Annotated in this window: 23 protein-coding genes; 22 read left to right on the top strand and 1 reads right to left on the bottom strand. The window is 34.5% G+C overall.

The features are described from left to right. Nucleotides 1-147: 147 nt before the first annotated feature. The 6 genes from KGF34_RS00855 to KGF34_RS00830 all read left to right on the top strand — a co-directional run bounded on the left by KGF34_RS00855 (nucleotide 148) and on the right by KGF34_RS00830 (nucleotide 7,030). Nucleotides 148-3,237: a SpaA isopeptide-forming pilin-related protein gene (locus tag KGF34_RS00855; RefSeq protein WP_252559526.1), complete on the top strand. Its 3,090-nt coding sequence runs from the start codon at nucleotides 148-150 to the stop codon at nucleotides 3,235-3,237. A gap of 67 nt (nucleotides 3,238-3,304) precedes the next feature. Next, nucleotides 3,305-4,798 (top strand): SpaH/EbpB family LPXTG-anchored major pilin, encoded by a 1,494-nt coding sequence (locus KGF34_RS00850; protein ID WP_252559525.1) that lies wholly within the window; start codon nucleotides 3,305-3,307, stop codon nucleotides 4,796-4,798. 56 nt (nucleotides 4,799-4,854) lie between these two features. Beyond that, nucleotides 4,855-5,760 (top strand): class C sortase, encoded by a 906-nt coding sequence (locus KGF34_RS00845; RefSeq protein WP_252559524.1) that lies wholly within the window; start codon nucleotides 4,855-4,857, stop codon nucleotides 5,758-5,760. 32 nt (nucleotides 5,761-5,792) lie between these two features. Further along, nucleotides 5,793-6,074, top strand: coding sequence for a hypothetical protein (locus KGF34_RS00840; protein ID WP_252559523.1), 282 nt, complete (start codon nucleotides 5,793-5,795; stop codon nucleotides 6,072-6,074). A gap of 266 nt (nucleotides 6,075-6,340) precedes the next feature. Beyond that, complete coding sequence (locus tag KGF34_RS00835; RefSeq protein WP_252559522.1) at nucleotides 6,341-6,559, top strand: hypothetical protein; 219 nt, start codon at nucleotides 6,341-6,343, stop codon at nucleotides 6,557-6,559. A gap of 156 nt (nucleotides 6,560-6,715) precedes the next feature. Beyond that, nucleotides 6,716-7,030: a hypothetical protein gene (locus tag KGF34_RS00830; protein ID WP_252559521.1), complete on the top strand. Its 315-nt coding sequence runs from the start codon at nucleotides 6,716-6,718 to the stop codon at nucleotides 7,028-7,030. Here the strand turns inward: KGF34_RS00830 and KGF34_RS00825 are convergent. Then, the gene (locus KGF34_RS00825; protein ID WP_252559520.1) at nucleotides 7,014-7,784 is read right to left on the bottom strand and encodes a hypothetical protein; all 771 of its coding nucleotides are present in this window, start codon (nucleotides 7,782-7,784) and stop codon (nucleotides 7,014-7,016) included. The two genes, KGF34_RS00830 and KGF34_RS00825, sit on opposite strands and share 17 nt — an antisense overlap. Before the next feature lie 671 nt (nucleotides 7,785-8,455). Here KGF34_RS00825 and KGF34_RS00820 point away from each other — a divergent pair. From KGF34_RS00820 to KGF34_RS00745, 16 genes are all read left to right on the top strand, one after another. After that, nucleotides 8,456-8,644 (top strand): hypothetical protein, encoded by a 189-nt coding sequence (locus KGF34_RS00820; protein ID WP_252559519.1) that lies wholly within the window; start codon nucleotides 8,456-8,458, stop codon nucleotides 8,642-8,644. Nucleotides 8,645-8,671: 27 nt separating this feature from the next. Beyond that, entirely contained in the window at nucleotides 8,672-9,763 is a 1,092-nt protein-coding gene (locus KGF34_RS00815) for a GH25 family lysozyme (protein WP_252559518.1), read from the top strand. Nucleotides 9,764-9,896: 133 nt separating this feature from the next. Next, nucleotides 9,897-10,583, top strand: coding sequence for a hypothetical protein (locus KGF34_RS00810; RefSeq protein ID WP_252559517.1), 687 nt, complete (start codon nucleotides 9,897-9,899; stop codon nucleotides 10,581-10,583). Between the two features lie 14 nt (nucleotides 10,584-10,597). Further along, entirely contained in the window at nucleotides 10,598-10,963 is a 366-nt protein-coding gene (locus KGF34_RS00805; protein ID WP_252559516.1) for a DUF3852 family protein, read from the top strand. A 54-nt stretch (nucleotides 10,964-11,017) separates the two neighbouring features. Then, the gene (locus KGF34_RS00800; protein ID WP_252559515.1) at nucleotides 11,018-11,872 is read left to right on the top strand and encodes a conjugal transfer protein TrbL family protein; all 855 of its coding nucleotides are present in this window, start codon (nucleotides 11,018-11,020) and stop codon (nucleotides 11,870-11,872) included. Nucleotides 11,873-11,900: 28 nt separating this feature from the next. After that, on the top strand, nucleotides 11,901-12,164 hold the full coding sequence (locus tag KGF34_RS00795) for a hypothetical protein (protein ID WP_186935038.1): 264 nt from the start codon (nucleotides 11,901-11,903) through the stop codon (nucleotides 12,162-12,164). Nucleotides 12,165-12,166: 2 nt separating this feature from the next. After that, the gene (locus KGF34_RS00790) at nucleotides 12,167-14,569 is read left to right on the top strand and encodes a type VI secretion protein (protein WP_195410803.1); all 2,403 of its coding nucleotides are present in this window, start codon (nucleotides 12,167-12,169) and stop codon (nucleotides 14,567-14,569) included. Beyond that, a complete protein-coding gene (locus tag KGF34_RS00785) occupies nucleotides 14,570-15,862 on the top strand; it encodes a CHAP domain-containing protein (protein ID WP_252559514.1) in 1,293 nt (430 codons plus the stop codon). A gap of 40 nt (nucleotides 15,863-15,902) precedes the next feature. Next, nucleotides 15,903-16,475, top strand: a complete 573-nt coding sequence (locus KGF34_RS00780; RefSeq protein WP_252559513.1) for a hypothetical protein — start codon at nucleotides 15,903-15,905, stop codon at nucleotides 16,473-16,475. Between the two features lie 11 nt (nucleotides 16,476-16,486). Beyond that, entirely contained in the window at nucleotides 16,487-16,954 is a 468-nt protein-coding gene (locus tag KGF34_RS00775; RefSeq protein ID WP_195410806.1) for a hypothetical protein, read from the top strand. After that, nucleotides 16,942-17,337, top strand: a complete 396-nt coding sequence (locus KGF34_RS00770) for a hypothetical protein (protein WP_186935043.1) — start codon at nucleotides 16,942-16,944, stop codon at nucleotides 17,335-17,337. The genes KGF34_RS00775 and KGF34_RS00770 overlap by 13 nt, the downstream gene beginning before the upstream one ends. An 11-nt stretch (nucleotides 17,338-17,348) precedes the next feature. Continuing rightward, nucleotides 17,349-21,362: a MobP3 family relaxase gene (gene mobP3, locus KGF34_RS00765; RefSeq protein WP_252559512.1), complete on the top strand. Its 4,014-nt coding sequence runs from the start codon at nucleotides 17,349-17,351 to the stop codon at nucleotides 21,360-21,362. A gap of 12 nt (nucleotides 21,363-21,374) precedes the next feature. Further along, complete coding sequence (locus KGF34_RS00760) at nucleotides 21,375-22,313, top strand: DUF3991 and toprim domain-containing protein (protein ID WP_252559511.1); 939 nt, start codon at nucleotides 21,375-21,377, stop codon at nucleotides 22,311-22,313. Further along, nucleotides 22,303-24,111, top strand: a complete 1,809-nt coding sequence (locus KGF34_RS00755) for a type IV secretory system conjugative DNA transfer family protein (protein ID WP_252559510.1) — start codon at nucleotides 22,303-22,305, stop codon at nucleotides 24,109-24,111. Before KGF34_RS00760 ends, KGF34_RS00755 begins: the two co-directional genes overlap by 11 nt. Before the next feature lie 109 nt (nucleotides 24,112-24,220). Continuing rightward, nucleotides 24,221-25,561 (top strand): helix-turn-helix domain-containing protein, encoded by a 1,341-nt coding sequence (locus tag KGF34_RS00750; protein WP_252559509.1) that lies wholly within the window; start codon nucleotides 24,221-24,223, stop codon nucleotides 25,559-25,561. A gap of 166 nt (nucleotides 25,562-25,727) precedes the next feature. Further along, complete coding sequence (locus tag KGF34_RS00745) at nucleotides 25,728-25,931, top strand: hypothetical protein (RefSeq protein WP_252559508.1); 204 nt, start codon at nucleotides 25,728-25,730, stop codon at nucleotides 25,929-25,931. Nucleotides 25,932-26,176 lie beyond the last annotated feature (245 nt).

Genomic DNA, 26,176 nt, shown 5'->3' with positions numbered 1-26,176 from the left:
TAAAATACATCAATTAAAGCAGTTAAGTTTTGAACTTAGCTGCTTTTTTTATTACAAAAAAGTCTGAAAGGAGCATTGATATGAGCAGAAGTCCACCAAACTAAGAAGATATATACTATCTCATTGAAAGGAGAGAAAAACTTAATAATGAAAATTCTTAAAAAGTTTACAGCCGTAATCATTTCGCTTGTTACTGTCTTTGCGATGTTTCCTATTGCTAATATTACGGCAAGTGCTTATTCATATACAGGGCTGTCTGAAATTGGTAACAAAATTTTGCTTGAATCGTCAGCAAAGCCTATCCCTTGGACAGACAGCCTTGTAGCTTATGAGTTTAAAATTAACGGTGAGATTGGGTATTGCATAGACCCAAATACACCTGCACAGAAAACAGATGGCAAGACTGTTGAATTTACGGACTTTTTTGGAGAAACAGGCAAAGAAGTAATTAAACTTGACCCAAATTCCAATAACGAGAATGAAAAAGCACTAATAGCTGCTCTTAATACCTTTTACGGTGTAGCTTATGGTGATTATTTCAGCAACTTTGAGGTTAATGGAAAATCAGCTAAAAGCATTTTGGATAAATATATTAACAACTCTTTGTATGAGCCGTTGTTTGCCAAAATTGATAAGGAATTTGGCAGCAAAGCAAACGAGAAAAAGTATTATATTTTATCTCACTATACTTTAAGCCAGTTAGAACATCAGATGTTAGGTGATCCAACATCTGAATGGAAAGCTTGGTATGGCGATACCGATACAATCATTAACGAGCTTGCTGATTTTGCCCATAGTATTGCTAAATCGTCAAGTAACTGGTCGGTAATTAAAAAAAGAAGTGAAAGCAGTAACTTTTACATTTGTCAGCCGAAGCCGTCTGACGGTACATATTGCCAACACTTAATTGTAAGAATACCGAAAAAAGCTAAACTGTATCTTAAAAAAAGCGGTACAAGCGAAGAAATCAAGAACCTGACAGAACAGACAACTGATAAAGATTACTTGAATTTCGCAGGTGCACAGTACACCTTGTATAGCGATGATAACAAAGCAGTTGCAGTTGCGGAGCTTGATAAAAACGGTAACATTGCTAAAATTAAGTATTCGTACTCCAATCAGGACTGGATTACAAAGAATTACTTTGAGCTTGGTTCAGGTCAGTATTACCTCAAAGAAACAAAAGCACCGGCAAACGGTTACTTCACTCTTAGCAACAAAAAATACAATGTTACAGTCACAACAGACGATTGCAATAACGAAAGAATACTTGATATTCTTCAACTATCTGATACCGAAATCGTTAAGCTAAAATTCAAAAAAGAAAGCAGTAACCCTGATATAACATCAGGTAACGATTGCTATTCATTAGACGGCGGTATGTTTGCTGTATTTTCCGATGAGGAAAGTGCAACTGCATATATTTATAACAACAGTATAAAAAACAACATAGTAAGGTACTTCATTACCGACAGTAATGGAGAATGCAAGGCTGTATCTAAAGACGGTAATTCTTGGGACTATAACACAAATTCAGACTTATACAAAATTGAATACAGTGACAATTACTATGCTGTCGAAATGGTAGCACCTAAAGGCTATATGCTAAATAAATCAGCCACAAAGTTCACATTAAGTGATACCGATAACGGTTTTGCTATTCTATCTGCTACTATTATCGATAGACCTGAAAATGACCCCGTTCGTATTGTTTTACGAAAGAAAGATGCTATAACAGGTCAGACAACTAATATGGCTGATGCTGAATTTACATTATGTTATTATCAGGGATATTATTACTCTGAAAGTGAACTTGAGGGGAAAAAGCCTGAACGAAAATGGGTGTTAAAGACTGACGGTGACGGTTACTGTCGCTTAGCTGATGAATATAGAGCAGATAGTGACTATAACGAAAAATTCTATGTTACAACAACAGGCAATCCTACCTTACCATTAGGAACTTTTACTGTGCAAGAAACCAAAGCCCCGACAGGTTACAAAATCAATCCTGAATTGTTTATCCGACAAATTAAGGTTGATGAAGCCACAGGCTCAATCACAACCTTTAATGAGATTGAAGTGCCTGAACCACGAGATACCGTTTACGGCAATCTTACAATCTACAAAACCGCAGATGACAGTAAGCGAGGAGCTAATACTGCTAAGGATGTATGGTTTAATGTCAAATCTGATGACGGAGTGACAGACGAAAACATAGTAACAAAAAGCAAGGGCATAGACGGTGCAGCAACGCTCAGCGACTTGCCTGTTTACAAAGCAAGCGGAGAATATGTAAAATACATAATCACAGAGCTTGGCTACAAAAATGCAGACGGTACATACTCTGTGCCTGACAGATATGTTCCTCCTGTAGAAAGAACTGTTACTCTTAAGGAAAATGTTACTCTTTCATTTTATTTTGCAAACAGACTGCAAAAGACAGGCTTAATCGTTCAAAAAGAGTCTGAGGACGGCATTGTAAGCGGCTTTTACTTCTCGGTAAAGTCTGATGACGGCAAAACAAATAAGGTGCTTGTAACAGGCGAGGACGGCACTGCTCATCTTACCAATCTTGCGGTGTATAACACAAGCAATGAAAAGGTTAAATACACAATTGACGAATTAGGCTTTAAAAATGCAGACGGTACATATTACTTCCCTGCTAAGTATGTAAAGCCTGCGGCTCAGACAGTTACACTTGAGGACGGCAAAAGCTTTGTAGTTACGATGAAAAACCTGCTCAAGCGTGGCAGTGTAGAGCTTTTAAAAACAGACGGCAACGGCAATCCGCTTGAGGGTATTGAGTTTGAACTCTACAACACAAAAACAGGCATTGTTAATGTTATAAATAAAAACAGCAGTATTATGTACGAAGCTGCCGACAGCAAGACGGCTGATACGGTAACAAAGCTCGTTACCGACAGCGACGGCAGAATTATTGTAAATAACCTCTTGCCCGGTGATTATTACTTCATTGAAACAGACAGCAAAGGTAATATGCCGTATGCAGGCAAAATTAACTTTACGATTTCGCCCGACAGCTTAGATACACTTGACATACAGCTTACAGTTAAGAATAACAGTGTCTTCATTCCTGAAACAGGCGGAACAGGCAACAACAGACCGATGTACATTGAAATCGGCGCCGCTGTATTAGCATTTACAATATTGGTAGGTGCTATTGGTTTAGGTATAAGAAAGAAGAAAAAAAGCATCGGCAAAAAGGCTCAACAGTAAATCTGTTGGGCTTTTTCCATACAACGGACAAATTGTCCGCAAAAAATTTTTAAGGAGGGGTTTTCTTATGAGAAAATCAATTAGAAAATCATTCACAGGCAAACTGCTCGCAGTAGTAATGATGTTGACATTACTCTTTGCGGCGATCCCAACAGCAAGTGCGGCTACTGCACTTAAGACAGACCAAAAGGTAAATATCAGTGTAAAATGCACTAAACCGGGCTATACTTTTGAACTTTTCAGAGTTGCGGACCTCAAGAGCACAACAGCTACTCCGTTCAAAACAGAGTACACATCTCTTGTAAATTCAATCAGCGCAGAAATTCTTGCAGGCGATTCAAAGGCTGCTCTTGACGCACTCGATAACGCTGATTTAAGTACGGCAGTATCACAGGGTACATTTACTTCATCAGCAACAAACACAACACAGAGCTTTTCAAACCTTGTACAGGGTATTTATTACATCAAGTGTGTTAAGTACCCTGCCGGTGTTACAAGTATCACAAACTCTGTTCTTGCTCTCCCATATTACAATAACGGTTGGGTATACAGCTACGCTGAAATCAATCTTGCAAGCAAGGTAGCTGACAGCACACCGTCAACAGAAAAGTCAATTACCAACAGCACAAAGAACAATACTAACTATACAGATGTAAGCCTTGGCGACACTGTAAACTTTAAACTTAAGAATACAGTAGCAGGCTCAAATGATATTAAGCTCACAACATATGCTGTATATGATGATATGAGTGCAGGTCTTACACTTAACAAAAATTCATTCAAGGTTACACTTGTTGACGCTAAAGGTGCTAAAGTAGCTGACCTTACTAAAGGCACAGATTACAAGGTGAATGTAACAAGCGAGGGTGAGGGCAAAAACACAAAGTTTAATGTCGCTCTTACTTCCGAGTATCTTGCAAAGTCAGATTTTTATACAAGCAACGCAAAATTTGTTATTGTAACATATTCTACAACAGTCAACAAATACGCTGTAGTCGGTACAGCAGGCAACCCGAATGAAGATGTAAAACTTGAATACGGTAATGATTCAGGTGTTGACAGCGTTCCGGGCAATAAGGTATATGTTTACACATATGGACTTAAGGTACTCAAACTTAATGAAGCAGGCAATCCGCTTGCAGGTGCAACCTTTGACCTGTATAACGATAAAGCTCATACCAATGTTATTGGAACGGGTACATCAGATAGCAACGGTAATGTAATTTTTAAAAATTCAGCAAATGAGGAAATAAAATTACAGAGCGGAACATATTACATTGTAGAAACTGTTGCTCCTGCCGGTTACAATGTTTACGGCAAGGTAATTGAAGTTGAAATCCCTGTTCAGTACAATTCAGTGTTCACTAAAGGCACTTGGGTACAGAATGCTCCGACAAACGGCGCAGTTGAAATTACCGTAACTGATACAATCGTATTCTTCCCTAAGACAGGCGGATATGTAGGCTTCATCAGAATGGCTGGTGTGGCTTGTGTAGGCATTTCTCTTGCATTGGTACTTGCATACCTCATCAAGAAGAAATCAGCTAAGACAGCTAAATAATTAAACTATAACAAAAGGGCTGCCGATTTATCGGTGGCCCTTGCTCACAAAAAATTATGAAAACTAAAATATTTTTTATATCCCTCTGCGTTCTTGCTGCGGTCGGAATAGGCTTTATAGTATATCCCAATATTGCCGATTACATCAACAGTAAAAGCAATGAAACAGTTATAAAAAACTACAGTGAAAGCACTCAAACAATGTCTGATTATGAAATCGACAACGAGCTTGCTAAGGCTCAAAATTTTAACGAATTGCTCGCAAAGAGTGCGTTAAACGATGAAGAAAAAAACGAATACAATGCAGCGATGTCAGAGTATGAGAACATTCTCAACTATGACGATATAATGTGTACTATCGAAATTCCAAAGATAAATGTTGACTTACCGGTGTATCACGACAGCACCAACAGAGAAGAAAAACTCAAAAACGGCTGTGTACATTTGGCAAACACTTCCTTGCCCATTGGCGGTGCAAGCACACACGCTGTTATATCCGCTCACTCCGGTTATCCTGAACAGGTGTTCTTTGATGAGTTGGACAAACTGCAAATCGGAGATACCTTTAAAATAAATGTACTGAATAAAACACTCACATACAAGGTGTGTGAGATTAATATAGTTGACCCTGACGATTCAAGTAAACTTGAAATTGAGAACGGCAAAGACTATGTGACATTGGTCACTTGCTATCCGTACTCAATTAATACGCACCGGCTTTGCGTTCGTGGCGAAAGGGTTGAAGATACGATTACTGATACTGCAACAGCTGATGAGGTGATTAGCGATAAAAGTAATCGTGTTTATACTTGGTGGGATTTGGTTTATTTCTCTGCATTGCTCTGTTTTCTTATGTTTGTTATTTATGTATTTCGTGGATCACCTTTCTATCCCTTTAAGGCGATTAAAGAATGGACTATTGCAAAAATTAAATGGATACGCAGGTTACTAAAGCAAAAATAATCTGTTAATTCAATTCTGAAAGGACTGATTTTTTGTTAAAGTTAAAAATTGATTTAAAAGGCAATATATCTGAATTTTTGCAAAATCTCACTTGTGATGACGATATAGCAGATACATTGGTTACTATCATAGATAGAATTATTATAGATGAATATATTAAACCGAGTCCTGTTGAAAATTCTTTGCCATTAAGCCAAAAAGAAGAATTAATTTATAACAAAAGAAATGAAATTTTATCAATGATGTCAAAAAGAAAAATCGATACAAATTACATTTCTTCAAGTCAAACAAGTGACCTATATTCAAATATATAACCGAATTAAACAATATATTATAAAAAATTATAAGGTATAACAAAATGAATATTAATATCACACCTATACTCTTCTTACCTTCCAATACAGAATTTTTTGATACTATACATAATTATCTTTTTTATTTATTACTTTCATTAATTATATTATATATCTTTTTTATCTACAATGCTTTTAAATGTTGCGGAAGGGAAAAAGAGCAAAAGGAAATTAAAAAACAGAAAACAATCTCAAAAGTTCCAGTTATGATAAACGGAGGTACTGATATGGTAGAAAATATGATAGGTAAAAAAGTTTTCTTGATTGATGACTTAGGTGACGGAGAAATGCTGATGTGCAGTGATACCGTTACCGCAATTCTTATAGAAGAAAACGGTATGAGCGTAAGGTGCAAAACATCAGGCGATGAATTTTGGACTGTTGGTAAAAATGCTTTTTTCAGCGAAAGTGAAGCTAAACAAGCATTTAAAGTGAGGTGTGCATAATGGCTTTATTTTTCGATGTAATGAGTTTTTTAGCAATAGCAGATACATTTATAGTGTATGCACTGTTTATTGCTTCCGGCGACTGTGATAAATTTCATACAGAGATTTAATTGTGGTAATTAGCAAGTATATAAATGAAAGGAATGACTAAATAAAATGACAGTCAAAGAACTACTAAATAAATACGATTTTTATGATTACGACAAAACAGGATTTGAAAGTTTTGCAGTGTTTTTTCCAAAAGATGATTTTGAAAAGGCAAAAAGTTTCGATATTGATTATATTGATTCAATCGAAAATCATAAGGAGCTAATCGAAAAACAACTGGATTTAGAAGTTTTGTATTATAAAATTATGCGTGCTGACGAACTTGAAAAAACAATTTTCAAGCACGAAACTTGGACTCACAATGACAAAGTTGCATTTGCTTTTTCAAAATGGATTTGTATATTAGTTAAGACTTTACAATAAAATGAGCTGAATGTTTAATATGAAAATTGTAATAATTATTATACTTGTTAAGTACTGAAAGGAAAACAACTTTTACTCGTTGCAATTTATTAAATTGAATAGGCAAGTCATTCTTAACATAATCACTCACACGAGATGACATTGTTATAGAAAAGACGCTTTTTTTATTGTGGTGTAAAGGAAATGCTAACAATTTTTTTACATTATCATTATTTTTGTTTTTATACCACATTAAATATAGTTCACCATAGAAGAACTTATAAACACCAATATCTTCAACAAATATTCCATTTGAGATATTTTGTCGAGGTATATATTTTGAATTTTTAGTCTTTTTGTTAGCTGTTGTATCGGTCTGAGCATTTTCATCAATTCCATGTTCAATAGTCAATGGTGTCAAAACTTGATTATTTTTCTTTGGTAAAAAAATATAATCTGCAAAATCATTGAGTTTTTTACTTAAAAATTCATTATTACTATCTGATTCAATAATTTTAATAAAAGCCGCATTTGAAACAATATTTTGCATAAGTGAACAATCTTCTCCATGCACACTTTTAGCATAAGCTCTTAAATATTCGGAATCACCATGAACAATGGAAAGTGGAGCAAGTTTACATTCGGGACAATATAAATTGTGACTTATATTTTGTTGAAAAAAATCTTTATCCTTTTTTTCTATTTCAACAATTTCATCAATTGACAAATAATCATTTAAATATTGACAATAAGCACCTAAAAACTTATTATTCATAAATTATCACCTCATAACAATATTATAACTTTTTGCTATAATTGTCAATTTTTTTACAATGATTATAATAAAATTCAATTCGCTTTAACAACATGTTTTGATCAGTTTTGTACTGTCACAATAATTCTTGTGACAGTATTTGTAGTAATTAGGGGCCATATGTCTTTTCAGAAAATTAAATAAAACAAAAAATACAGAAAGAAATATTGAACATGAAATTACAAGAATTACTTAATAAAATATCTAACACAGACTTTTTGCTTACAGTACCCTGCTTGTGTGACAAGTTTGATTTTTATTATTATGGCGATTTAAAAAAAATCATACTGGAAAGAGTATAAGGACACAAAAATCGAACACTTTGCTATCCTTAGAACTAGCAATTTTCCGGAACTCTTCATTATTTTAGTATAAAATTCATCAACAGGAATAAGAAGTCAAAGCCAATGAATCAATTAATTAAAAAACTGCTAATTACATCTTTAGCAGCTATACCTATCATCTGTTACAGCACCTCGTCATTTGCTACTGGCTTTGATATGAATAATGATAATAGCGTTAATGTAAACGATGTTACTTATTTACAGAACGAAATATCAGGATTTACCGACAATATTGACTATGACCTTCAAACCCCAAATTAATACAAATAAACGATCGGGAGTGAAAAAATGAACAATAATTTATCTTCAAAAATTGTCTATATGGCAGTGATTTCGGCATTAGTGCAAATTGTATTTATTGATTTAAAGCTGCTTAATGTAATGAATTGGAGCTGGTGGTATGTGTTGTCACCTACACTGATTTATGTAGGTTTATGGTTCATAACCGCAATTATAATATTTTTTACTGACGATTAAGTTAGAGAAAAGAAAGAGGTACGGAAAATGAATAAGCTATTCAAGAAATTGCTGATTACAGCAACAGCAATATTGTCGGTCATCTGTTACAGCACATCTGTATTTGCTGCCGGCTTTGATGTCAACAACGACAACACTGTGAATGTAAACGATGTTACATTCTTGCAGAATGTAATATCTAATTTCAACGATAATACAGACTATGATTTAAACAATGACGGCAGAATTGATGTAAATGATATTTCAACTTTACAAATAGAAATTTCAAACAACGATATTAAAACCATTGAGGCAAACACAAAACTATCTGTGACAACAAATGAGTATAAGAAAAATGTCAGTGATACAGTTACATTTTCAATAACAACCAATAACGCTATAAGCGACATTACATACTCATCATCAGACAGTTCGGTTGCAAAGATTGTTTCGTCTGATAAAAATATGGTAAAAGTGAAAGTTAATAAGGTCGGCACCGCTACCATTACCGCCCAACAATGTTCTAAGTCCGTATCAGTTAAGTTCAATGTTGATAAAGCAAAATGTATTGATATTTCAGAATGGAACGGTGATATAAATTTTAACAAAGTAAGAAAAGCAGGTGTCACTTGCGTTATTATTCGTGCAGGCTACGGAAAAGACCCGAACCAAGAGGACAATGAATTTCAGAAATATTATAAGCAAGCAAAAGCCGCTGGTTTAAATGTAGGTGCTTATTGGTACAGCTACGCTACATCTGTCGATGCGGCAAAAGCAGAAGTAAGAAATTGTATGAAAACCATTCAAGGTAAAGAGTTTGACTTGCCGGTTTTTCTTGATGTAGAAGAATACAGACAAGCTGTTTTGCCACGCAGAACACTAACTGATATAATTTCAACATTTTGTGACGGCATAAAAAGCAACGGCTTCGAGTCGGGTTTGTATTCGGCAAAATCAATGCTTGTTGACAGTGCTTATCCCGATGAGCTTGCAAGCAAATATTTAATTTGGATGGCAGCACCAAATAATTCGTACAATGAGCTTCCGGCATTTGTTGACATTCATCAGTACAGTTGGAACGGCAAGGTTGACGGTATAAGAGGTGATGTTGATTTAAACTACATATATAACTTAAATTGATTTCGATATTTAGGAGCAGTGTATTAAAATATGCACTGCTTTTAATATATAACAAATAAAAAAGGAGGTATAGATCATCAAGCGAAAAATCAACCCTGTATTCGTTATTGTATGTGCAGGAATTATTGTAGTAATGATTGCAGTTGTTATAATCGTAAGTCTTGCGGTTAATGGCAAAACAGAGAAAGAAGAAGTAAATACTACAGCTTCTTATTCAAGTTCAGTTATAAAATTCACTAATGCCGCAGAAACAACACAAAGTATTTCTAAGTGGCAAAACAGCAGTGAATTAGCAACACAACAATCTTCTCAAAGCGTTAATAGTGAACGCTCCGAAAGTTCAGAATCGCAATCAAAAAGTGAAAGTAAATCTGAAGATTCAGAGCACGAGCAATCACAAGAACCTAACGAAAACAGCATAAACAACAGTTCTCATAATTCATCACAAAGCAATAACAACTATTACCGACCACAGCAATCTGAAACACCAAAACCTGAACCGACAAAGGTTCAAGAGCCTCAAACGACTAAAAAAGTTGAGAAGCCAACTTCAAAACCTACTGTAAAACCGCAAGAAACAACTAAAGATAATATATATTTGTCTTATTCGTCAGTTTCTATACATACAGATGATGTTTTGTTTCTTAACTTAATCGGAGCAGATAACGGAGTTTCATGGTCAGTCGGTAACTCGTATATTCTTCAAAATTATGGAGGAGGTGGAAATCAATGCAGCTTTAAAGCATTGAAAAAAGGGTCAACAACAGTAACAGCAACATATAACGGTAGGTCATATACCTGCTATGTAACAGTTAATTAACGGAGGTAATTTTTATGAATCTTAAAAAAATCAAAAACAAAGTGTTATCATTTTCAATCACATCAGCACTGATTTCATCTATAACAGCAATTAATGCTTATGCTGCCGATAACAACGCCGGTGTTGATATTTCGGGCGGCATTAATAAAGCAATTAATGAAGTAAAAGTACAATTTAAGGATGTAGTCGCAGTCATTTTTGGATTTTTGACACTTGTAGCATTAACAGTCGCAGTTGCAAAGCTTGTTAAAGGATTGCTCAGCCATCGTAATCAGGGAACTGAAATTCCATGGGCAGGAATCGGAATGGCATTTGGTGCTACTATTGTTTGTGGCGTGGTTGCCGGAGCAGGCTTCTTTGGTTGGTTTGGTTTAAGCTAAAAGGAGCAGCATATGATAGATTCTTTACTTTTAATCCTTGCTGATATATTTTGTATGGATTTAACAAAAGACTTACACTATACAATTGCTCAGTTTATGTCTATTGGTCTTGCAAGTTGGTCAACCGACATAATCAATCAAAACAATAATTATACAACAAGCCTTTTTGATAATAGTATGGTTACAAATTTTTTGTTTTTTATAGAAAGCTTTGCCGGATTGCTTTTAGTGTCCGGTATAGCTTTTGCAGTATTTGACTTTGCTGTTTCAGTCGGTGAGGGAGAACGAGTTTCTCCTATTAATCTCCTGCTTAATATTTTCAAAGGTCTGTTAGCTTCATTACTAATAACTACCCTGCCTGTATCCTTGCTGATTTTTACAAATCATATTTGTAACATTATTTGTCAGGCATTTACAGATGATATTACTATAAATTTTATCGTCCAAATAAATTCAGATAACAGTACAAGTTCAGCAAATTTCTTTTCCGGGTGGGGATTCGCTATATTTATGCTGATTACATTTGTTTGTGTAATTAAAGTATTCCTTGCAAATATAAAACGAGGCGGAATTTTAATAATTCAAATGTTTGTCGGTTCTTTGCACTTATTCAATGTACCACGAGGATATTTAGATTCGTTTTCAGGGTGGTGCAAACAAGTAATCGGCATTTGTGCAACATCTTTTATATCAAATATACTAATCGTTTTAGGTGCGGTTGTATATTGTACTCAAGACGGCGCAGATGTATGGGATTTGATTTTAGCCACAGGTGTTATGCTTGCTGCGGCAGAAGCTCCGAGAATTTTACAGCAATTCGGACTTGATACAAGCGTAAAAGCTAATGTATCTCAAGCTATTTTTGCTACAAGCGGTATTACATCAATAATCCGCTCTTTTGCTCACTAATCTTTTGCTCACTAAAAGGAGGCTAAAAATGAGAAAATTTTACTATCCCGATAATCTTACGGCAGTAAAGCTATATAAATACTGGACTATAACAGATTTATTTGTAATGGTAAGTATATTTGCTTTTTCAATAATAATGTTTTTGTCATTGCATATTTGGTTTTTTATAGCTTTTCTGCCTGCATACGCATTTTTGTCTGCCCGCTTTGTGGATTATTCAGTAATCAGATTATTTGTGCTGTTCATAAGGTTCTTGTTTACTGATGTACTTATTTTGAAATGGAGGCGATAAACTTGTCAAAAAAAGATCGCAAACTTAACAAAGCAATTAAGAACAATAATACAAGAGTGCAGAATTTCTTTGAAATAGCTGAGATTAAAGAAGATCATATTCTTACTACACGCAATGAGGAAAAATATTTTCTTGAAGTTAAGCCCAAAAATATTACTGTTCTCTCAAAGCCCATAAGACTTGGTATTATTGACTCACTTACAAATATCATTTCTGAACTGCCTAAATCTGAAATTTTGTGTCTTAATAATTCACAAAACTATGAAAATAACATAAGACATCTCGAAAATCTGAAAAGCAAAGAAAATAACGCAGCTATTGCAGCTCTTGACATCAAAGACATTGAATATATGAATAATATAAAATCTGCTATGTCAACAAGCAGATCATTTTTTATTATTTTAAGAACTTCTCAGCAGGACAGCAGACAGCTTGTAAATCACGCATTGCAGCTATGTGCCGAGCAAAATTTCAATGTACAGCTTGCAGAGAAAAAAGATATTAAAAAGATGTTGTCGATTTATCTTGAGCATACATCATACGATGAAGAGTTGCCTGATTATGACGGCGAACAATACGGATTATCTAAAAATGAAAGCCTTAAAAATTTTGTGGATATAATTGCACCGTCAATTATGGACTTTAAGCACAGGCGATATTACATAGTAGGTAATACATACAGAAAAGTTTTTGCTATCAGAAGATATAAAACCGAAACAGAACAAACTGCAATACTGTCTGAAATCGGTGAAATGGGCGGTGTAACATTACATATATATAATGAAAGAGTTACACCGTCAGAGCAAGAAAAAATCTTTGAAAAAGCAGAACGAAAAAATATGGGCGATATTGCAGAGGCAAAAACTATGTCTAAGTCAATAGACAGCAAGGAAAATATTTTAGACATAGAAAAAATACTCAAAGAATCGCACCGAACAAAAGAAGAGTTTATACATTGCTCTGTTTATGTAGAAGTAATAGCTAATTCTCTTAATGAACTAAGAGATATGCAAATAAAAGTATGTTCAACGCTCAATAAAAATCATGTAAAATACGATGAATTGTATATGCAGCAGCGTGACGGTTTTGCTTCGGTAGCTCCTTTTGGCCTTGATATGTTTGACAAAGAATTTGCAAGAGTATTACCTGCAAGTTCAGTTGCTAACCTCTTCCCCTTCAGCTACTCCGGCAAAACAGACCCTAAAGGATTGTTCTTTGGTCGAGCCGTACACGGTGGAAATATTCTTGCCGATATTGACCATAGAGATACCGATAAAACCAACGGTCATATAGCAATTTTCGGTAACTCCGGTGAAGGTAAGTCATTCCTTATAAAATTGCTTATATGTCTTTTCCGACAACAGCAGAAAAAAGTTTACAGTATGGATTCTGACAAAGAATGTATAGATGTAACTAACGGACTCGGCGGCACAAACATTGATATGCTGTCAGGCAAGTATTTTATAAATGTAATGCAGCCTCGCCTTTTGAATGATCCTCTTGATGACAGCTATACTGATGATGAACCTGTTGCGTTTAAGCATAAAACAATTATTTCTCAACATATAGCATTTCTCAAAGATTTCTTTAAAACATATAATCCTGCTATTACAACAGCTGAACTTGATACTCTTGAAATAATGCTTGAAGAACTGTACAAAAAATTTCATATTACAGACCGTACCGATTTGAGCAAGCTTACAAATGTTGATTATCCTATACTTTCAGATTTGTTCAAGGAAGTTGAAAGACAGCTTAATATTTATGATGAAGTTTCAAAAATTAACGGAAAAGAAATGCTTTTTACAAAAGATACTCTCCGTAATCTTGCACTTTGTATTCGTTCAATATGTATCGGTACGGACTCTACATTCTTTAACGGTTATACAAACATTCCGAATGCAGACCACATAAATTTTGATGTAAAGAATTTATTAAACACAAACGAAAACTTAAAAAATGCAATGTATTTCAATATTCTTTCGTTTATGAATAATAAATTTTTGACAGAAGGTAATACGGTTGTAATCGTTGACGAGCTGCACGAGGTAATTAAAAGTTTAATTGTAATTATGTATCTGCGATCATTTGTTAAGCGTGGCAGAAAGAAAAACAGTAACCTTGTTATCGCTTCACAAAATATTGAGGATTTAATGATTCCGGGGGTTGTTGAATATACAAAGCCGTTCTTCTCAATACCTACTCACCGTTTTCTCTTCTATCCCGGCACTGTCAATATTAAGGAGTACAAAGCTATAACTAATATGCTTGATGAAGAATGGGAGCTTATACAAATAAGTAAAAGAGGTCATTGTCTGTACTGCTGCGGTAATGAACGCTACTACTTACAAATTATTGCACCGGAATACAAAAAAGAGTTATTCGGCACAGCAGGTGGTAAATAAATGACTACAGCAGTTAAGTATTTTTTGCTTATCATTAATAACAAGAAAGCAAGAAATACAATTATAGGAATAGTCATAGGTGTTATAGCCGCCGTTTTATTTCTGTTGATGTTTACATATGAATCTACACAACAAAATGCAGCACCAATTGCAGAAAAAGCAAAAGAAGAGTACAGCTTTTGGCAAACTCACACTCCAGGCAGTCAAAATTTATCCTGTCAAGGTGAACGCTATTGCTCATATTTTAAATCTTCTGTGACAGATTGGTGCTGTTATTTTGTCGGTTACTGTATTCAGGAATCAGGCTATGAAACCAAAGATTTTGGCTTTGCACCGGGAACTATTATTTGGACAAACAACCTAAAAGAGCTTGGAAAATTAAAAAGTGCCGATAACTATACACCGCAAGTCGGCAACTTAATTTTCTTCGATTACGGTGGCAGAAGCCATTATAAAGCAACCGGTAATGTAGATCATATAGGCATAGTTGTTGAAGTAAAAGATAATTCTGTTACAGTAATTGCCGGCAATGAGTACAATGGCCAAACCTCCAACTGGGCAACTGTAAGTTATGTAAATAAATACATATTACAATTAAACGATGACAGCATAGCTTGCTATGGAGCGGTTGGTTCAGCAATTGAAAAAGGTCTTGCAAATGTAACAAGAAATGTTATTACTCACAATGAAGTAGGTGTATTTTACAACGAACTTGATAACAGTGATTTCGGTTCTGTTATAGCTAATGATAACGGTGCTCTGTCAGTAGGTGCATACGGTTGGCACGGTAATAACGCATTATCACTCTTGCGTAAAGCATACAGTATAAGCAATGCAGAAATTAACCGAGTAGCTTTATCTTACTCAAATACCGGTAGGAAAGTTATTGCCGCTATAACAAACGGAAGCGATTGGTCAAGTTATGTCCCTGACAGCTATACTTGCTCATGTATTAAAGCAATGCTGCTTACGAATGCAGGCATAGAAGCACAAAATCAAACATCAACAGAAAATGCGGAAGAATATATCGCAATTTGTCAGGAAAATAATATCAATGATAAGCGAGCTATCGTTTACTGTGCAGATATATTAAATCAATTTGGCACAGGTTCATTTGATAAAAATGTTTACGGCAACGGTCATAATGGTGTTTTATACGGTGTATCTAACGCAACTCTTGATTCTGTTTATTCTTCTAAAAGGGCTTGGAGTGACAGCAACTACAGCTATGAAACAAGACGAAAATGGACATATGACTACCTAAAAGGCTTATCTGACACGGATTTCAGCTAACAAGTGTCCCACGGTGGGACACTTGTTGCTGCTTTGGTATATGAAAGGAAGAAAAATGAAAAAGAAATTTATTATAGCAACGGTCGTTATTTCTGCAATAACAGTTATTGTAACAGGGTGTGGTTTGAAAGATGATACTAATAAAACAGAATCGACTACTGCTCCTGTTACAGTTGAAAACACAACTATGAACACAGAAAATTTGCAGCAAAGGATTGAGGAATTAGAAAGTGAAAAGCTCAAATATGACAGACTGTTTAATATTGAAGTCAAAGATGTCATTGATAAATATTGTCAGCTTTACCTCTCCTATTCTGGGTCACAAAGTAATAATATTTCTCAGCTCAAGGATTACTTATCAGATGATTATTATAATCAATTACAAACAACAATAGGTCACAGCACATACGATGATAATTATGAGCAAGCTACAGGCTTGGTACAATTGTATGTTTCTGACTATGAGGATAACGGTTCATTTAATGTTATGGCTATTTGCAGTCAGACAATCATATACAACGATGAAGTGTCAAACTCAAATGTAACATACAATTTCAATATGGGATATTACTATAATATATGTAAAATTCGTTCAGTCGAGAAAATCTTTTAAGAGGTGATTTTATGATACAGTCAGATAGATTTTTTAACAAATTAACTTTAACCAATGATAATATACCTGATGATAAATTATTAGGCTCTTGCTTTTATCTTACATCAAAAGTAATAGACGAAACTGCTGTTAAAGCCAAAAATATTCTTAATTCAAACACTCTTTCTTTCGTTTATAACGCTTCTGTCGAATATTTATACCAAAAATATCTTGAAGATCCCGAAAAAATAAAAAGCATTTTTCGAGAAGAAAGGGAAAAATTTGATATAATTCCTAAAAAACAAAAAAGTCTTTATATTACCAAAAAGAGTTATAGAATGCTGATGTTTCTTAAAAGAGAGCTTTATATTTCAAGAGGATTTGTAATGCAAATAGCAATTGAGCAGTATTATAACTATCTTTGTTCAGATGAATACCTTACACTTTTAATTAATAAGCGTAATGAAGTTTTAAAGGAGAATAGCGTATGCAATCAGTAAACAAACAGCAGATAAGCGTTCAATTGCCTTTATCAACGATAAATAAAATTGAGAGCTTAAAGAAACTTGATGACGGCAAAACAAGCAGAAATAAGATAATTGAATCAGCTGTTGATTTTTACTTTGGCTATAAAACATCTGAAATTACGCAAGATTATCTATGCTCTATTGTAGGACAAAAAATTGAAGGTATGATAAACAATGCTTCAAACAGAACCTCAAAACTGCAATTCAAAGAAGCTGTTGAAATTAATGTGCTTACTCGTATAGTTGCAAGTATGATGGAACTTGACAAAGACTCATATGATAAAATGCGTAGAAAAGCTGTAGAAGATGTTAAGGCAAGCAAAGGCATTATATCAGCATATGAAGCTCAAACATAACGGAGGCTGCTATGGTTGGCACAAGGTTTATTTTAAACTCCCGTTACTTTCATATAGCCAAACCCGGAGAAAAGCTAAGCGATCACGCCTTAAGTGGTGAGCATGCAGCAAATCTTGTACGGTATTGCGGTACAAGGGAAACCGTTGACAAAAACATTGATATGGCAGATGATTTACCGATTACTTTTAAGCAAAAAGTATCTGTTAAAGATTTACTTAATCTCTGTACAGAAAAAGGTCTTAGTGCAGAGTGTGAAGAATACAAAGCTTATGAAACTAATCCTACAAGAGCGAATGCTTCAAGTTTAATGCTGCATTTGGCAAATAAGCTTTCTGAAAATACTTCATTAAATCTATCGGAACAAAACATAGTAAATGAAGCTATCAGATTGGCACAGTTTTATGATGTTAAAAATCGACCTGCAACAAAGAAACAAAAAGAAACTATTAAAGAATTTCTTGAACAATTAAATTATAAAGATGATGAGGATAAACCGTTGGAATACACCGATTATATTAATAATCCGACTATGTCAAATGCCTCCGCTCTTATTTCCATACTTGCAGAAGAGTTGCTTTTTAACGAAGCAGGAAATTTGATAGAATATACAGCCAAAAGACCGGGTGCTTTTAAAGTCGGTGAGCACGGTTTATTTTCATCATACCCTGATGTAGATCTTGACAGAGTTGCAGAAGAAGTATCAACTCACAACGGAAACATATGGACTGACATTCTCTCGCTCAGACGAGAGGACGCTGACAGGCTCGGTTATGACTGTCAAAAGCCATGGAAGGATTTAATAATGTCTAAAGTTGATCTTATCGCAGAAGCTCACGGTATAAACATTAATAATCTGCAATGGTATGCTGGTATGCACAATACAGGTCATCACCCGCATGTACACTTATTCGTTTACTCAACAGACCCAAAAGAAGGCTTTTTGTCTAAGAAAAATATTAAGAATTTAAAATCAGAGTTTGTTAATGAAATTTTCAAAGATGAACGACAGGAAATATATATTAATAAAGACAAATACCTAAACGAGCTAATCAGTCAGAGTAAAAATTCACTAAATAATCTGCTTTCCGAACCTAATAAATATATTTCCGATGAAACTTTAAAATACTTAGTTAATCAAATGTTGACCCTTTCAAGCAAAGATTTCAGCAAAGGAAGAAATACTTACGGCTTTTCTTCACCTGACAAGAAAAAACTTGTAGATGATATTCTAACCACACTTGTAAGCAATAACAACCAACTGTCAAATCTTTATGATAAGTGGTGTGATGAAAGCTACAGTTTGAGTAAATACTATTCAAAAAAAGAATTTGTAAAGCCTGACATTTCCAAAATTGATAAATTTACACCTATCAAGAATTATATCTTAGAATGTGCAAAATCTATGAATCAAAGCGGAACATTTATAACTGCAACTGATGATATTACGATTTCTCCCCCACCGAATATTACAGCTCCTGCAGAAACAGAACCGCAATCAGCAGATGATGATAACGGTTTTATTGATGATACAAAGCCGGAAGAATACGAATATACAGAGTTACAAAAAATTCCCTCATTTATACTTGGAAATGAAGGAAAGGAAGTTATAGATTTTAAAAAAGCGTATCAAAATTCAAGTGATTTGCAAACCAGAACTGCACAATCTTGCAGAAAACTTGCGGATTGTTATTACTACGGAAAAGGTACGGAAAAAGATTATAATGCAGCTCAAATGTGGTACGGTATTGCTGCGGACAGTTACGGTGACAGTATGTCTGCATATAAACTCGGACAAATGTATTTATACGGTACTAAAGCTACAGAAATCAATAAAGAACTTGGCAACTACTATTGCAAAACAGCTTTTATTCAATTCAGAGATGGGTTAAAAAACAGAAATTACTTTTATGAACTCGAAAACGATTCTGACAATTTGCATTATTACAGTGAAGTTGATTCTTATGAAGCATATATTGAATATCTGTTAGGCCGAATGTACCTTAAAGGTGAAGGTGTTGAACAAGATTATCGCTGCTCAAGTAATGTTTTTAGTCTTGCTGCAAAAAACAGTTATTCGCATGCTTACTACTACCTTGGCAATCAATTTTATTATGGCCTTGGTTTTACTCAAGATTATGAAAAAGCATTTGACTATTACTTAAAAGCAGATAGAAAAGGTGATAAATATGCGTCATACAGACTTGGTAAAATGTGTTTGTCCGGTGAGGGTGTAAATATTGATATACAGCAGGCAGAGCATTATTTTTCAAAAGCAACTAAAACAGTTGTGCTTGCAAATTATGACCTTGCAAAGCTGTATGAGGATTATGCCGATGATTTTAATAATGTTTCAAAAGATTATATTAACGGCTTATATAAAAAAGCATTGGAGGGTATGATAGAACAAGAAGAAAACGATATACAAAATGCTTTTACAGAAATGCGTATAGCAAATATGTATCTTGCAGGAAAAGGCACAGATATTAACGTTAATTCTGCAATTGAGTGGCTCAATAAAGCAGCTAAACAAGATAATCCAAATGCAGCATATCAGCTTGGTTACATATACTCTTCCGAAAAATACAATATCATTGATGAACAAAAGGCTAACGAAAATTATAAAAGAGCCTGCTTGGAATATGAGAAAGCAGAAGAAGAAAACAGTAATGTTACAGCTGAAAGCAGACTTGGTAAGATGTATCTAAACGGCTACGGTGTTGAGAAAGATATTCAAAAAGCTGTAATTTGGCTAAAAAAGGCTACATTAAACGGTAGTGCTTCATCTGCATACACGCTTGCAAAGCTATACGAAAACGGTGAAGGCATCGAAAAGAATATTGAAGAGGCATACAGTTATTATCAAATATCTGCTGTACTCGGTAACTTCTACGCAAACTATCAAGTCGGTAAAATTTCTCTTCAAAAGGGAGAAATTGAAAAAGCTGTTGAGAATTTTCAAGAAGCAGCAAAAGGAAATATATCTCACGCTTGGTTTAAACTCGGTAAAATATATTCAGACGAAAGTTACGGACTATATGATATTTCAAAAGCTCAGCTATGCTACAGTAATGCTTTAAATCTTTACATAACAGATTATACCCAAAATCCTGATGACTTTACAGCCTATAGACTCGGAAAAATGTATTTTAACGGTTTAGGTACTGATATTGACATAAATAAAGCTATACATTGGTTTTCACAAGCTGAAAAACTCGGCAATACAAATGCTGCCTATCAGTTAGGTAAAATAGCATTTGAAAATAATGATATTGAAAATGCTATAAAACATTTTCAATATGCAGCACAAGGAAATATATCTAACGCTTGGTTCAATCTTGCTAAAATTTATTTAAACGAAAGTTATGCCCATTATGATATTGCAAAAGCTCAGCTATGCTACAGTAATGCTCTAAATCTTTATATAACAGATTACAAGCAAAATCCTAATGATTATATTGCTTATCGTCTTGGTGATATGTATTTAAAAGGGTTAGGAACCGATATGAACATTAATCAAGCTATATATTGGTTTTCGGAAGCTGAAAAATTTGAAAATGCAAATGCAGCTTATCAGCTCGGTTATATCTATCACTCCGAAAAATACGGATTACAAAACAATGAGCTTGCAAGTAATTATTTTAGAAAAGCATTATCGGCTTATCTTATCCGGTTTAATAACAATCAAACAGATTCAGAATTAGCTTTGCGAATAGGTACTTTTTATCAATACGGATTGGGAATCGAACGAGATATTGAAAAGGCTCTTTTGTGGTATAAAAAGGCTGTTGAACTCGGAAATATAAAAGCACAGCAAAAAATTGAAGAAACTAACACGCAACAGCAAATAACAGTGCTTAATCTTGCCTCTATAGCCGCTCATATGGGCAAAATTATAAATACAGAAACAATTGCCGCCGCAAAGCAAAAATACACATCTGATTCAAAACAGCTAAGAGATGAAAAAATACAAAAAATACAATTAGGTCACGCTGTATCTGACAATCCAATCAGCTATGACTGTTAAGGAGGTTAAAAAATGTCAAAATTTATTCCGTTTACAGATGAAGAGTTGTATCAGGCTCATCATAAAGATATTAAAGAATATCTTGAAAGTATAGGAGAAAAAGTTTTACATAGCGGTACAGAATATATGTGGGAAACACATGACAGCGTAAAAATACGAGGTCATATTTGGTACAGACATTCTACAGGTGAATCGGGTACGGCAGTAAATTTTCTGATGACATTTTTTGATTTTAGTTTTCAAGAAGCAGTAATAACTTTGCTTGACGGAAATTACAAAGCTACAAGCAATTCAAAGCCTGTTGATTTTATAAATGAACCTGATATTTACCATAAAAAAGACAGAGTGGTTTTACCTCAAAAAAACACAAACAACAAACGCTTGTATGCTTATCTGTGCAATTCACGCTGTATTGATTACAGTGTCGTCAGATACTTTGTAAAAAAAGGTCTTATATATGAAGATAAAAGCAACCACAACATTGTATTTCTCGGCAAAGATAAAAAAGGAATAGTCAGGTATGCCGGATTAAAAGGTACGCTTACTGTTAAATCTTTTAAAGGTGAGATTACCGGAAGTAACAAAATATACTGCTTTAAGCACATTGGTTTGTCTGATGTGCTTTTTGTTTTTGAAGCTTTTATTGACTTATTCAGTTTTATTACTTTGTATCAGCTTGACGAAAACTGGCACACATACAACTATATAGCTTTAGGAGGGCTGAATTTAGAAGCTTTGAAAAAATGTGTTGAAGATTACCCGCATATAAAGAAAATCTATATATGTACAGATAATGATATAAACAGTTCTGACGGCAAAAATCACGGACAGGACTTTGCTAAAAAAGCACAAAAATTATTTCAGGTCAAATATAAAACTGAAATAATAACCCCTAAGCTAAAAGATTGGAACGAAATTTTAAAACAAAGGAGTCAAAGTTATGGTAAGTAGCTCAACAAGCGGAATTATTATATTTTCAATAATCGTATTAGTTGTACTTATAGCTGCGTACTTTATATCATCAAGCGGCAAAAATTTAAATTCTATTAAAAGCAAGCCTGTCGGTGACGGCCAATTTGGTGACCAACACTGGGCCACCAAACAAGAATTAAATAATAATCTTGTTATTATACCATATGAACCCGAAAAGTGGAGAAATGGCGAAAACAGGCCACAGCTTGAGGGAATTATACTCGGTGCAGTAAAAAGCGGCAAAAAAGTATTTGCATACATTGATACATCTGATAATCATACTCTCTCCGTATCTGCTCCGGGTGGCGGTAAAACATCTTCTTTCGTCTATCCTAATCTTGAATTTTTAGCGGCCGTTGGCAATCCTTTTTTCGCCACAGATACAAAAGGTGACGCTCATCAGACATATGCACCTGTTTTGGAAAAATATTACGGGTACAAAACTTATGTAATAGATTTAAGAAATCCTACTCGCAGTGACAGTTACAATCTGATGTATCTTGTCAATAAATACAATGACCGCTATGAATCAACAAAAAGTCTTGCAGACAAAGCACGGGCTGAAACATATGCAAAAGTTCTTTCAAACTCAATTGTACATATGGACGGTTTCAAAAGTGCAGGACAAAATCAATACTTTTACGAATCTGCAGAAGGCATTATTACAGGCGTTATCTTACTTGTATCCGAACTTTGTGAACCCGAAGAAAAGCACATAGTATCAGTTTTTAAAATAATTGAACAGCTCCTTGAAATTGATCCACGAACAGTAAATAAAAAAGGAGTAATGCCTACAACTTATCTGACTGAATTATATACAATGTTGCCGACTAATCACAAATCAAAATGGTTTATGTCTGCCACAGCCTCCGGTGCTTTTCAGACTACTGCAAGCGTTATGTCAACAGCAATGAGCCGTATGCTTTCCTTCATTGATACAGAAATGGAACAAATGATATGCTTTAACAGCGATCTTGATATTGAAAACTTTATTAACGGCAAACAAGCAATATTCTTTGTTGTTGATGAAAAATCAAGCACTAAAAATTTTTTAGTAAGCTTACTTGTAAGACAAACTTATAACGAATTACTTTGTGCCTCTGAACATTTTGAGAACAACAAGCTGCCACATCGAGTATACTACTACCTTGATGAATTTGGCACATACACAGCCATAGAGAGAGTTGATCAGATGTTTTCTGCAGGCAGATCAAGAGGTATCATTTGCTGCCCGTTTTTACAAACTACAACGCAGCTTGATCAAAAATACGATCAGAATACAGCAAGCGTTATAAAATCAAGCTGTCAGAATGTAATGTTCAGTTACATAGCACCTACTTCCCCTGACGCAGAAACTTTTTCAAAAATGCTTGATAATCAGACTGTAATGTCAGGCTCTGTTTCGCAAAAGCAAAACAGCTTTTCAAACAATAACAACGCAAATTCCGTTACTTACAATATGACAAAAAAGCCTTTAATGACACCGGGGCAAATTAAAAGAATGAAAAAAGGTGACTGGGTGCTTATGAAAACAGGTATGCACCCGGCACAAATGAAACTCCTCAAAAGCGAGGACTGGGGACTATCACTTAACGAAGAACCCTATAAAGCAAAGAAAAGCACTATAAGAGAGGTAAGCTATGCCGACCGCACAAGATTATTTTCGGCTCTATTGAGAAAATATCCTACAGCAAAGGCATATAACCCACCTGTAGGCTCATCTTCAGAACCGGTGCAGACTCACGAAAAAAAGCCTGTACTAAAAACATATATTTAAAACTAAGTCTGTTGCTCTTGCAGCAGACTTTTTTAATTGCTTAATTCACACGGTCTTGAACAATTAAAAAAGTCCGTTTCAAGCAGCTTCAAAATACGGAGGAATTATAATGAAAAAATTAAATAACAAAGACATAGAAATCGCAGTAGAAATTGACGGCGTATATGCACAGGGATTTGGTATGCTTGCTCAAAAAGTTATGCTTGACAAAGAACTGCCTTTACAAAGCAAGGCTATTTATGCCTACTTAGCTTCTTATGCAGGTTCAGGTAAAATTTATCCAAAACGCAGCACAATACTTCGTGACCTAAATATGAACAAGGATACCTACTACAAATATCTGAACAGGCTTGTTGAAAAGAGTTATATTTCAATTTCAAAAGCTAAAGGCTTTCTAAATAAAAATGTGTACACCATATGCAGTAATCCTAATGCTATAGGTTGTCCACCGTCTGCTTCTGCAGAACATCATACACTTTCGCTTGATAATATTTATTCATACGGCTACGGAAATATGCCAAAACTAATTATGTGTGATACTCGTTTATCTGTTAAGGCTCGTGGTATGATTGCTTTATTCTATTCACTTGCTCAATCATCAAACACAGTATTTCCTACAAGAGATTATACTATGGAAATTCTCGGTATAAGCAAGCAGACATACTACAATACACTAAATGAACTTATAGCTTATGGCTATATATCCGTAATTAAGCGTAAGGGTAAAAACGGTAAGTTTTGTGTAAATAACTACATACTTAACACTAATCCTACCGTTATAGAGAAACAGCAAAAAGAAAGTAATAAACCGTGTCCTAAATTTTCGGACAATGTAAAAAATGCGATAAAATCTGCACTCTCACCATGTCCTAAAAAACAGGACAATGAAAATAACCGTGTCCTAAAAAGCAGGACATTGCCGTGTCCTAATTCTTCGGACAATACCGTGTCCCAAAATTTCGGACATTATAACAATACCATATATAACAATACCATAAATAACAGTAAATCAGATCATAATCTAATCATTGACAGAATTAACCTTACTGTACCTTTTACAACTGACAATGACAAGATTGTTGAATCGATTAAAGAATTGACAGATTATAATGCATATCAAAGCTATGTTGCTTACGAGAACGATATATATTCAAGATTATACTGCAAAGCCGTTGATTTACTTTGTGATATGGCAACCAACAACACATCTCAAACCTATAATAAAACTACTGTGTCACAGCGTACACTTATTTATTCAATTAACAACTGCATTACAAAGCACGGTATTGCAAAAGCTAATTCATTATGTGACTTGATTTCGGATACACTTTTGAATTATGAAGAAGCAAGCAAAGAATATGAAATCCGTAATTGTTCAAATTATCTCAAAGCGTTACTTTTTGACAACATTACAAACTTTGCGTTTAACTTAGCCAAATTTGACTTGTAAGCGTTTTTTATTGTCTGCTGATGTAATTTCACTCTTATGGGGAATAAATCGAATTTACGCAAAAATCAAGGCTTTTTCTTTTCTGCTATCAGCATTTTGTAAACTTTTTGTCTTGAAATTTTAGCAATATTAAAATCAATGTTACTAAAAAGTCAGCTTTTATCTGATGAAAATAAAACAGCAATCTAAAAGTGATATTAAAGGCTTAGTCGATGATATTAAAGTTAATGTTATCGAAAATGTCGGCACTGCCGACATTTGTGACCGACTTAATATTGCTTGCAATATTAAGTCTTTATCCTGCAAAATTTACTACCCTACTTTCCGTGGCAAAATATTGTTTTGGTGTCCCACCGTGGGACAGTTATAGCTTACCTCCTCAAGTGTCCTACGGTGGGACACTTGAACTTAGGGAAAAGCTGCTGTTTCTCAAAAGATTACTTCAAAATCAGAATTACCGATAAATAATTGCAGGTTAAAAAGAAAATATACTCAACGGCAACAGCGTAAAAGCTAAAATATGCAAGGTTTTCAGGCTCGGCAAAAGCCCCTAAAGCAGAGAAAAAATAGAACAAGACGATTGCTCGTAAAAATGCAGCATAACTTACGCCGGCA

The sequence above is a fragment of the Ruminococcus sp. FMBCY1 genome (assembly GCF_023921805.1).
Taxonomy (GTDB): Bacteria; Bacillota; Clostridia; order Oscillospirales; family Acutalibacteraceae; genus Ruminococcoides; species Ruminococcoides intestinale_A.
Note: the sequence above shows the minus strand (reverse complement) of the source record. Positions and strands in the feature narration are given on the sequence as shown.